Source organism: Amycolatopsis rhizosphaerae (assembly GCF_007713715.1).
GTDB lineage: Bacteria > Actinomycetota > Actinomycetes > Mycobacteriales > Pseudonocardiaceae > Amycolatopsis_E > Amycolatopsis_E rhizosphaerae.
Map to the genome: position 1 here is coordinate 1 of NZ_VJWX01000392.1, position 6,710 is coordinate 6,710.

Consider the following 6,710-nt stretch of genomic DNA (forward strand, 5'->3'; position numbering starts at 1 on the left):
GTGCCGACCCGCGGCGGACGAAGGTGCCCGCACCGGTCTTCGTCGTGAGGAACCCTTCCGCGCTCAGCCGGTCGTAGGCCGCGCAGACCGTGTTGCGGGAGACCGAAAGCCGCTGCGCCAGTTCCCGCGTCGGCGGGAGGGCCTCGCCCGGCCGCAACCGCTCGTCGAGGATCGCGGCGCGCAGTTGCCGGTAGATCTCGTCCCGCAGCCCGCGCCCCGCCTCGAGGTCGATGTGGATGTCCACGACGCCGACCCTAGATTGGCCCACCGACATTTCCGGGTTTTTGGCTCCTCAACAGTGCCGTTCGGTGTCCTAGGTTTTCCGGTATGGACATTCGTGAACTGGACCGCCGCGCGCTGGAAACCCTCGACAAGCTCGTGGCGACCGTGCGCCCGGCGGACCTGGGCCGGCGCACTCCGTGCGACGGCTGGGATCTGGGTGACCTCCTGCGTCACCAGGTGAGTGAGAACCGCGGCTTCGGCATCGCCCTGCGCGAAGGTTCGGCGCCCGATTGGGACAGCGGTGAACTCGGCGACGACCCGTACCGCAGCTACGCCGAATCCGTGGAGGGCGTCCTCGCCACCTTCGACGACGACGAACTGCTCACCAGGCCCGTGACCGTGCGCGAGTTCGGTACCTTCCCCGGCCGCGTCGCGGTGGGCATGCACCTGGTCGACTCGGTGGCCCACGGCTGGGATATCGCCCGCGGCCTCTGCCTGCCCTACGATCCCGACCCCGAGGCCGTGCGGGCCGCGCTGGACATCGCCGAGCGCATCCCGGCCGACCCGGAGTTCCGGCGGGAACGCGGCTCGTTCGCCCCGGTGGTCGAGCTGTCCGCCGCCGCACCGGAACTCGAACGGTTCCTGGCCCTGCTCGGCCGCTCGCCCGGCTGGAGCTGACCGCACCCGAGTCCTGGCAGACTGGTCCCATGGCTGACGAAGACCCGTTCCAGTGGCTGGAAGACGTGACCGGTGACGCGGCGCTCGACTGGGTGCGGGCCCGCAACGCCGAAACCCTCGACGAGCTCACCAGCGGTGAGCGGTTCGCGAGGCTGCGCGACGGGATCCGCGAGGTGCTCGACGCCGACGACCGCGTCCCCTACATCCGGCGGCGCGGTGACCACTTCTACAACTTCTGGCAGGACGCCGCGCACCCCCGCGGGCTGTGGCGGCGGACCACGCTGGAGGAGTACCGCAAGGACGCGCCGGAGTGGGAGCTCCTGCTCGACGTGGACGCACTCGCCGAAGCCGAAGGCGAGAACTGGGTCTGGCAGGGCGCGGCCGTACTGCGGCCGGACTACCGGATCGGCCTGGTGGAGCTGTCCCGGGGCGGGGCGGACGCCAGCGTGGTGCGGGAGTTCGACCTGGACCGGCGGGCCTTCGTCGAAGACGGGTACCGGCTGCCGGAGGCCAAGAGCCGGGTCGGGTGGATCAATGAGGACCTGATCTACGTGGGAACCGACTTCGGCGAGGGCTCGCTGACCACGTCGGGCTATCCCCGGGTGATCAAGGAATGGCGCCGCGGCACCCCGCTGTCCGCCGCGACGACCGTCTACGAGGGCAAACCCGAGGACGTCTCGGTGTTCGCCCACCACGACCCGACCCCGGGCTTCGAACGGGACTTCGTCGGCCGGTCACTGGACTTCTACCGCGTGGAGAAGTACCTGCGCACGGCCGAACGCCTGGTGCGCATCGAAGTGCCGGAGGACGCGAACACGTCGGTGCACCGGGAATGGCTGCTCATCCGGCTGCGCTCCCCGTGGGAGGTCAATGCCCGCGAGTACGCGGCGGGCACCCTGCTCGCCGCCCGGTTCGACGACTACCTCGCCGGTTCCCGCGAGCTGACGGTGCTGTTCGAGCCGGACGCGCACACCTCGCTCGAGGACTACGTGTGGACGCGGAACCATCTGCTGCTGTCCACGCTGTCCGACGTGCGCAGCGAACTGCACGTGCTCTCCCCCGGCGAGGGCTGGCGGCGGGAGCCGCTGGCCGGGTCCTCGGAGTTCGGCGTCGCGGAGATCATCGGCACCGACCCGGAGCACAGCGACGAGTACCTGCTCTCCACCAGCGGGTTCACCGAACCGCCGACGCTGAAGTACGGGCACGTCCGGGAGGAGGTGGAAACGCTGAAATCCTCCCCGGCCCGGTTCGACGCCGAGGACATCACGGTGGACCAGTTCTTCGCCACCTCCCCGGACGGGACGCAGATCCCGTACTTCGTGGTCCGGCCCCGCGCCGCGGGCGGGCCGGCCCTGCTCACCGGCTACGGCGGGTTCGAGGTCTCCAACCTGCCCGGCTACAGCGGCGTGACCGGGCGCGGCTGGCTGGCCCGCGGCGGCACCTACGTGCTGGCGAACATCCGGGGCGGCGGCGAGTACGGCCCCGGATGGCACACCCAGGCGATCAAGGAGAACCGCTACCGCGTCTACGAGGACTTCGCCGCGGTGGCCGCCGACCTCGTCGACCGCGGCATCACCACGGCCGACCGGCTCGGCATCCAGGGCGGCAGCAACGGCGGGCTGCTGATGGGCGTCATGCTCACCCGCTATCCCGAACTGTTCGGCGCGATCGTGTGCCAGGTCCCGCTGCTGGACATGCGCCGCTACCACCTGCTGCTGGCGGGCGCCTCCTGGATGGCGGAATACGGCGACCCCGACGACCCCGGCGAATGGGACTTCATCAGCCGGTACTCGCCGTACCAGAACGTCCACAGTGGAGGGAAGTATCCGCCCACCCTGTTCATGACCTCCACCCGGGACGACCGGGTGCACCCGGCGCACGCGCGCAAGATGGTCGCGAAGATGCTGGAACAGGGGCACGACGTCCGCTACTACGAGAACATCGAAGGCGGGCACGGCGGCGCCGCGGACAACGAGCAGCTCGCGCGGAAGTGGGCGCTGCTGTTCGAGTTCCTCTGGGAGCGTCTCAGCGCATGACGGCGGCACAGGCGAGCGTGGCCGCCCCGCACACCGCGGCGGCGGTCACGAACGCCGGGCCGTACCCCCCGGCGCCGATCCCGGTGCCCATCACCGCGACCCCGACCGTGGCACCCATCTGCCGGACCGCGTTCAGCAGGCCGCCCGCCGTTCCGGCATACCCGCCGGGTGCACCCGAGACGACCGCGGTGACCAGTGCGGGCAGGGAGAAGGAGACCCCGAACCCGAGGAGCGCCAGGCCGAGCGCGAGCACCGGATAGGGCGCCGGGGCGGTGGCCGCGAGGAGCCCGGCTCCGGCGGTGAGCAGGAGCAGCCCGCACAGGACCAGCAGCCGCGGCCCGCGGGCCGCCACGATCCGGCTGGTGATCAGCGGGTTGAAGGCCGTGGGCAGGGTCAGCGGCAGGAACGCCAGCCCGGTCTGGACGGCGGTGAGGTGCCGCCCGTCCTGCAGGGCCAGCGTCACCACGAACAACGTGCCCGAGAGCACGAAGTTGATCGCCGCGCCCGAGGCCAGGCCGATCGCCACCCCGGGCACCCGGATCAGTCCGGGTGGCACGGTGGCCGCCCTGCTCCTGCGCTCCCCGATCACGAACACGGCGAACACGACGGCCGCGGCCACGGCCGAGACGATCCGCCGGTCGATGATGGCGTCGGTGAGCAGACCGAGGAACAGGCAGACGGCGAACTGGGCGGGCCAGTCGAGGGCACGCTCTCCCGCGAGGCTGGGGATCCCGCGCGCGAGGGCGAGCCCCGCCGCCGCGAGCGGCACGTTGACCAGGAACACCGCGCGCCAGCCGCCGAGGGCGACCAGCGCACCGCCCGCCAGCGGCCCCGTGGCGAGCGCGACACCGGTGATCGCCGCCCAGGCCCCGAGCGCCTTGGCCCGCCGCGCGGGTTCGGGGTAGAGGGCGGCGATCAGGGCCAGCGAACTGGGCAGGCAGGCCGCACCGGCGACGCCGAGCAGCAGTCGCAGCACCACCAGCACCGTCAGGTTCGGGGCGGCCGCCGAAGCCAGGGACAGCAGGCCGAACCCGGCGACGCCCCACCGGAAGACCCGCAGCGCACCGAACCGGTCGGCCAGGGCGCCGCCGCCGAGCAGGAAGGCCGCGAAGGCCACGGTGTAGCCGTTGACCACCCATTGCCGTGCGGCCAGCGAACCGCCCAGCGACGGCAGGGCGACGGTGAGGACGGTGGTGTCCAGCAGAACGAGGAAGTAGGCCAGGGAAACACCGAGCAGGCGGACGGCGTTGCCGCGCCCGGTGGTCATGGAGATCGTCACGACGCAGACTGTGCGTGCCCGGCCGCGCCCGGCTCAACGGGCGGAACCGGATGCCGCGTTCGGAAAAACCGAATGGCCACGCCTTAGGGTGGGGGCGTGGAACTCCGCCAGCTTCGCGGCTTCACCGCGGTCGCCGCCACGGGCACCGTCACCGGCGCCGCCGAACGACTCGGCCTGTCCCCCGCCACGGTGTCCGACCGGATCCGCACGCTGGAACGCTCCCTCGGGGTGGAGTTGTTCGAGCGCAAACCGAACGGGATGGTGCTGAGCGAGCACGGGCGCGTGCTGCTGCCCGAAGCGCGACGGCTGCTGGAACACGCGGAGGCGATCCGCCGGTTGCTCGCCGACACGCGCCCCCGCGTCACGATCGGCACGCTCGAAACCCTGATCGCCACGCGGCTGCCCGCGATCATCGGACGTCTCGGCGATCGCAGGCCGGATCTCGACCTGTCGGTACGGTCGATGATGCGCGCGCCACTGCTGCGCGCGGTCTCCGACGGCGAACTCGACGCCGGGCTGCTGCTGGACACCGGGGACACTCTGGGCGCGCTGGGCTTCACCCCTGGCCCCGAGCTGTCCTTTGTGGACGTCGGGACGGTGCGCCTGTTCCTCGTCGCCAGGCCCGGTCACCCGCTCGCGGACACCGGTTCCGTTGCCCCGAAAGAACTTTCGGGCGACACCCTGCTGGTCACCCCGCCCGGCTGCTCGTTCCGCATGGCCGCCGAGCGGCTGCTCGGCCCGGCGGGCAAGCGGATCGAGTTCGACAGCGTGTCCACCATCCGGGCCTGGATCATCCAGGGGCTCGGGGTCGCCCTGCTGCCGGAGTTCGCCGTCGCGGGCGATCTCGCCGACGGCACCCTCGTCGCCCTCGGCCCGCCGCCCGCCGAACTGGCCCTGCGCGTGGTCTGGCGCGAGGACCGCACCGACGCCCGGGACCTGCGCGAAGTGCTGTACGCCATGGCGGCTTAGGGCGTGATCAAAGTGGCTTGGGTAGCGGTGCGGGTAGCGGAACCTCAGGCGGTCCCTGGCTGTGGGATCGCCTCCTCATGAATGCCAATTCACCACGTCGACGCTGTCCTCGCCAGGAACCGCCTGAGAACCCGCGGCGGTACCAGTTGACAGCGTGGCGCAAGCGGCTGACGCCGCTTCAAGGCTCGCGGGCAGCCGCTTCGGTCGTGACAGCCAGGTCGGGCACCAGCGTGACGAGCCCGGTGAGGGCGAGCACCACACCGAACCACAGCGTGGCCCGCAGCCCGAACGCCGAGATCACCAGGCCGCCCACCGACGAACCGATGATGATCCCGAGCGTGATGAACGAGTTGTGCACGGTGTTGACCAGGGGACGCGCGTTCCCGGCTCGCTGCACGCGGGTCACCATCGCCGGGTTCAACGTCACCCCCACCAGCCCGATGCCGAGCAGGCACACCACGGCGGGCAGGGCCAGGTGCGCCAGCAACGCGAATCCGGCCAGGAACATCGCGTTCAGGGAAAGCCCGCACAGCAGGACGGCCAGCGGGCGCCGGTCGGCCAGCCGTCCCACGACGGCGTTGCCGACCACCGAGGCAGCCCCGTAGGCGACGAGCAGCAGGGGTACCGCGCCCGCTTCGAACCCGGTGACCCGGGTGAGGATGGGATTGAAGTAGCTGAACGCCGAGAAGGTGGCGCCGATGACGAAGGTGCTGGTGCTCAGCACCAGCCACAGCCGCGGCCTGCGGAAGACGGCGAGTTCCTGCCGCAGGGTGCCGCCCTCGGTGAACCGATCGGTGCCGGGCACCCCGGCGGCCGTGGCCAGTGCGGCGAGCACGGCGAGCACGGAGACGGCCCAGAACGCGGCGCGCCAGCCGAATCGCTCGCCGGTCACGGTGGCCAGGGGAAGGCCGAGGAGCGTGCCCAGCATCAGCCCGTTGAGCACCACGGAGACCGCTCGTCCTCGCACTTCGGGACGGGTGAGCTGCGCGGTGAGCGAGATCGAGACGCCGAACAACGCCTGCGCGGCCATCCCGGTCAGCACCCGCGCGACGAGCATGGCCGGGTACCCGCCGGAAACCGCGGCGAGCGCATTGCCCGCCAGGAAGAGTGCGAACAGCACCATCAGCGCCGTCTTGGGGCGCACCCGCAGCAGCAGCACGGTGAGTATCGGCCCACCGAGCGCCATGGCCGCCGCGAAGGCGGTGATGAGGTAACCGACCTGCGGGATGGTGACCCCCAGCCCGGCGGCGAGTTGCGGCATCAGCCCGGCGACCAGGAATTCACTGGACACCATGGCGAAGATGCCCAGGGCGAGTACGTATACGGCGCGGGGCAAGGAAATCCTCCTGTTTTGGATTGCTCAGTTCAAAACACGGGCGAGCGCGGACACGTCGCCAGGACGGCGATGTTCAGCGAGTCAGTGCGTCCATACCGGTGGCGGCAATGGCTTCCAGTGCCGGGCGATCGGCCCCACCCTGCGCCGAAACCCGGATCCCCCCGACGATCGCGTTGAGGAAGCGGGCGAG

The 6,710-nt window shown here is 71.2% G+C and carries 6 protein-coding genes; 3 read left to right on the forward strand and 3 right to left on the reverse strand.

Translation table 11 applies throughout. The features are described from left to right. A partial coding sequence (locus FNH05_RS28375; protein ID WP_144591913.1) for a GntR family transcriptional regulator occupies positions 1 to 244 on the reverse strand: 244 nt, incomplete at its 3' end. An 83-nt stretch (positions 245 to 327) separates the two neighbouring features. Here FNH05_RS28375 and FNH05_RS28380 point away from each other — a divergent pair. Both FNH05_RS28380 and FNH05_RS28385 read left to right on the forward strand, forming a co-directional pair. Beyond that, a complete protein-coding gene (locus tag FNH05_RS28380) occupies positions 328 to 900 on the forward strand; it encodes a TIGR03086 family metal-binding protein (protein WP_144591914.1) in 573 nt (190 codons plus the stop codon). 29 nt (positions 901 to 929) lie between these two features. Beyond that, positions 930 to 2,936 (forward strand): prolyl oligopeptidase family serine peptidase, encoded by a 2,007-nt coding sequence (locus FNH05_RS28385; RefSeq protein WP_144591915.1) that lies wholly within the window; start codon positions 930 to 932, stop codon positions 2,934 to 2,936. Here the strand turns inward: FNH05_RS28385 and FNH05_RS28390 are convergent. Further along, complete coding sequence (locus FNH05_RS28390; RefSeq protein ID WP_246127988.1) at positions 2,926 to 4,215, reverse strand: MFS transporter; 1,290 nt, start codon at positions 4,213 to 4,215, stop codon at positions 2,926 to 2,928. The genes FNH05_RS28385 and FNH05_RS28390 overlap by 11 nt on opposite strands. 96 nt (positions 4,216 to 4,311) lie before the next feature. Here FNH05_RS28390 and FNH05_RS28395 point away from each other — a divergent pair, with 96 nt between their 5' ends. Continuing rightward, positions 4,312 to 5,184, forward strand: a complete 873-nt coding sequence (locus FNH05_RS28395; RefSeq protein WP_144591916.1) for a LysR family transcriptional regulator — start codon at positions 4,312 to 4,314, stop codon at positions 5,182 to 5,184. A gap of 178 nt (positions 5,185 to 5,362) precedes the next feature. Here the strand turns inward: FNH05_RS28395 and FNH05_RS28400 are convergent, their stop codons facing one another. After that, the gene (locus FNH05_RS28400) at positions 5,363 to 6,520 is read right to left on the reverse strand and encodes an MFS transporter (protein WP_144591917.1); all 1,158 of its coding nucleotides are present in this window, start codon (positions 6,518 to 6,520) and stop codon (positions 5,363 to 5,365) included. Positions 6,521 to 6,710: the final 190 nt, after the last annotated feature.

Coding starts and splice junctions, on each gene's coding strand:
- FNH05_RS28380 (WP_144591914.1), top strand. CDS start 328: ATGGACATTCGTGAACTGGACCGCCGCGCGCTGGAAACCCTCGACAAG.
- FNH05_RS28385 (WP_144591915.1), top strand. CDS start 930: ATGGCTGACGAAGACCCGTTCCAGTGGCTGGAAGACGTGACCGGTGAC.